The organism is Rhodococcus sp. BS-15 (genome assembly GCF_000813105.1).
In the GTDB taxonomy this organism is placed as follows: Bacteria; Actinomycetota; Actinomycetes; order Mycobacteriales; family Mycobacteriaceae; genus Rhodococcoides.
Genome location: NZ_BAOX01000416.1, coordinates 1 through 3,186, shown reverse-complemented (window position 1 = coordinate 3,186; position 3,186 = coordinate 1). Strand labels below are relative to the sequence as shown.

Below are 3,186 nucleotides of genomic sequence, written 5' to 3'. Positions count from 1 at the left end.
TACAGCCCGCACCGCCGGAGGCGCGCCTGCCGAAGCCGCGGCTGCTGCGGACTCCGCGCCGGCACCGACCTCCGACCCACTGGCCGCGTTCGGAGTCACCGATCCCGGTGCCGCCGCCCAGCAATGGCTCGACGATGTCGGCCTGGGGCAGGTGGGAGTCGGTGTCGAGTCACCCCTCGAGAGCCTGCGCTCGCTGAAGAAGGGCACAGTGCAGCCCGTGGCAGGGGTGTTGACGTCCAACTTCGGCTCGCGATGGGGCACTCAGCACAGTGGCCTCGACATCGCGGCACCGATCGGGACGCCCATCTACGCCGCCGCCGACGGCACCGTGTCCGACGCAGGACCGGCATCCGGCTTCGGTCTCTGGGTCAAGGTGCGGCACGACGACGGCACCGAGACGGTCTACGGACACGTCAACGACTTCTCCGTTCATCCCGGCCAACGCGTGTCGGCCGGCCAGCAGATCGCCACCGTGGGCAACCGTGGCCAGTCGACAGGCCCACACCTGCACTTCGAGGTGCACGATCCCTCCGGTGTCAAGGTCGACCCCGCGCAGTGGCTCGCGACCCGGGGTGTGGCAGTGACGTGGAACGATTCCGCGCGCAAAGCCTGACCGGTCGGCATCGACACGTTCGACACGACAGTCGAACGCCCCAGCGACGACGCGGCGTGCTGCCGCTAGTCTGGTGAACGTGCCGGATTCGGCTCGTTTTCGGTGATCGGCTAGCTCAGGAGTGCAATCGGTGTTCGAATCCCTTTCCGACAGGTTGACCGGGACTCTCAAGGACCTGCGTGGCAAAGGTCGACTGTCCGGCGCGGATATCGACGCCACGGCCCGTGAGATCCGTCTGGCCCTGCTCGAAGCGGACGTGGCACTGCCCGTCGTACGCGAATTCATAGGCCGCATCAAGGTCCGGGCCAAGGGTGCCGAGGTTTCGGGCGCGCTCAACCCGGCCCAGCAGGTGGTCAAGATCGTCAACGAGGAACTGGTCGGCATCCTCGGCGGCGAGACTCGCAGGCTCGTCTTCGCCAAGAATCCGCCCACGGTGATCATGCTCGCCGGTCTGCAGGGTTCCGGTAAGACGACGCTGGCGGGCAAGCTCGCGAAATGGCTCAAGGACCAGGGCCACACCCCACTGCTCGTCGCGTGCGACCTTCAGCGTCCCGGTGCCGTGAGCCAGCTGCAGATCGTGGGCGAGCGGGCCGGAGCCGCCGTCTTCGCGCCGCATCCGGGCACGTCCATCGGCGGCGGCGAGAATGCACTCGGGGTCTCGGCTGCCGATCCCGTCGAGGTTGCCCGGTCCGGCATCGCCGAGGCTCGCAGCAAGCAGTACGACGTGGTCATCGTCGACACCGCAGGTCGCCTCGGCATCGACACCGAGCTGATGAGTCAGGCCGCAGGGATTCGTGACGCGGTCCAGCCGGACGAGACACTGTTCGTTCTCGATGCGATGGTCGGTCAGGACGCCGTCAGCACGGCCGAGGCGTTCCGTGACGGCGTCGGCTTCACCGGTGTCGTTCTCACCAAGCTCGACGGTGATGCTCGCGGCGGTGCCGCGCTGAGCGTCCGTGAGGTCACCGGCCAGCCCATCATGTTCGCGTCGACCGGTGAGAAGCTCGAGGACTTCGACGTCTTCCACCCCGATCGCATGGCCAGCCGCATCCTCGGCATGGGCGACGTGCTGAGCCTCATCGAGCAGGCCGAGCAGCACTTCGATGCCGAGCAGGCCGAGGCGACGGCCAACAAGATCGGCTCGGGACAACTCACGCTCGACGACTTCCTCGAGCAGATGATGGCCGTCCGCAAGATGGGGCCGATCGGAAACCTGCTGGGCATGCTGCCCGGTGCCGGTCAGATGAAGGAACTCGCCAACGTCGACGAGAAGCAACTCGACCGGGTTCAGGCGATCATCCGCGGCATGACGCCGCAGGAACGTACCGACCCGAAGATCATCAACGCGTCCCGTCGGTTGCGTATCGCGAACGGTTCGGGTGTGAAGGTCTCCGACGTCAATCAGCTGGTCGACCGGTTCTTCGAGGCTCGCAAGATGATGTCGGCCATGGCCGGTCGGATGGGCATGCCGGGCGCACGCAAGCAGGTGCGGAACAACAAGAAGGGCAAGAAAGGCAAGAAGGGCGCTCGCGGTCCGACGCAGCCCAAGATCCGCGGTGGATTCCCCGGCATGCCGGGCGGAATGCCAGCAGGCATGCCGGACCTGTCGTCCATGCCCAAGGGCCTCGACCAGTTGCCGCCGGGACTCGAGGGCATCGATCTCTCGCAGCTGAAACTGCCCAAGAAGTAAGCGCGCGCACGTGTCGGCGATGCGGGTGCGGGGCCGCGGACTGCCGGACGGGACGGAGATCGATCTCTGGATCGACGGCGGCGTTCTGTCGACCGAGCCGATTGCGGACGCGGATTTCGTCCACGACGGCGGTTGGATTCTGCCTGGTCTGGTCGACGCCCACTGCCATGTCGGAATCGAATACGGCGGGGGACACACCGACCTGACGGGGTCGATCCGGCAGGCCGAGACCGAGCGAGGCGTCGGCGCGCTGCTGTTGCGCGACGCCGGGTCACCGGTCGACACGCGCGCGCTGGACGAGTACGAGGACCTTCCTCGCATCATCCGAGCGGGCCGCCACATCGCATCACCCAAGCGATACATCCCGGGTCTGGCGATCGACATCGAGGACGAATCGCAACTGCCCGAGGCGGTGGCTCAGCAGGCGCGATTCGGCGACGGCTGGGTCAAGCTCGTCGGCGACTGGATCGACCGCTCGGTGGGGGATCTTCGACCGCTGTGGAACGACTCGATCCTCGTCGACGCCATCGCCGCTGCCCACGCCGAGGGCGCGCGGGTGACAGCCCACGTGTTCGGCGAGGATGCCCTGCCCGGACTGATCGCGGCGGGAATCGACTGCATCGAACACGGCACCGGCCTGACCGACGAGACCGTCGAGATGATGGTCGATCACGGCACCGCTCTGGTACCCACGCTGATCAACATCGAGACGTTCCCCGGCATCGCCGATTCCGCCACCCGGTATCCGGTCTACGCCCGGCACATGCGGGCGCTGCGCCAACGCGTCGCCGAGACCGTCGGACGAGCCCACGACGCGGGCATTCCCCTCTACGCAGGTACCGACGCCGGTGGTTCGATCGCGCACGGCCGCATCGCCGACGAG

3 protein-coding genes are annotated in these 3,186 nt (G+C 67.2%); all 3 read left to right on the top strand.

Going from position 1 to position 3,186, the window contains the following annotated elements:
* Positions 1-613: M23 family metallopeptidase (locus RHBS_RS26045; protein ID WP_237669744.1), on the top strand; the 613-nt coding region annotated here is incomplete at its 5' end.
* A 130-nt stretch (positions 614-743) separates the two neighbouring features.
* Positions 744-2,303, top strand: a complete 1,560-nt coding sequence (gene ffh / locus RHBS_RS26040; RefSeq protein WP_121872488.1) for a signal recognition particle protein — start codon at positions 744-746, stop codon at positions 2,301-2,303.
* 19 nt (positions 2,304-2,322) lie between these two features.
* A partial coding sequence (locus RHBS_RS26035; RefSeq protein WP_128646827.1) for an amidohydrolase family protein occupies positions 2,323-3,186 on the top strand: 864 nt, incomplete at its 3' end.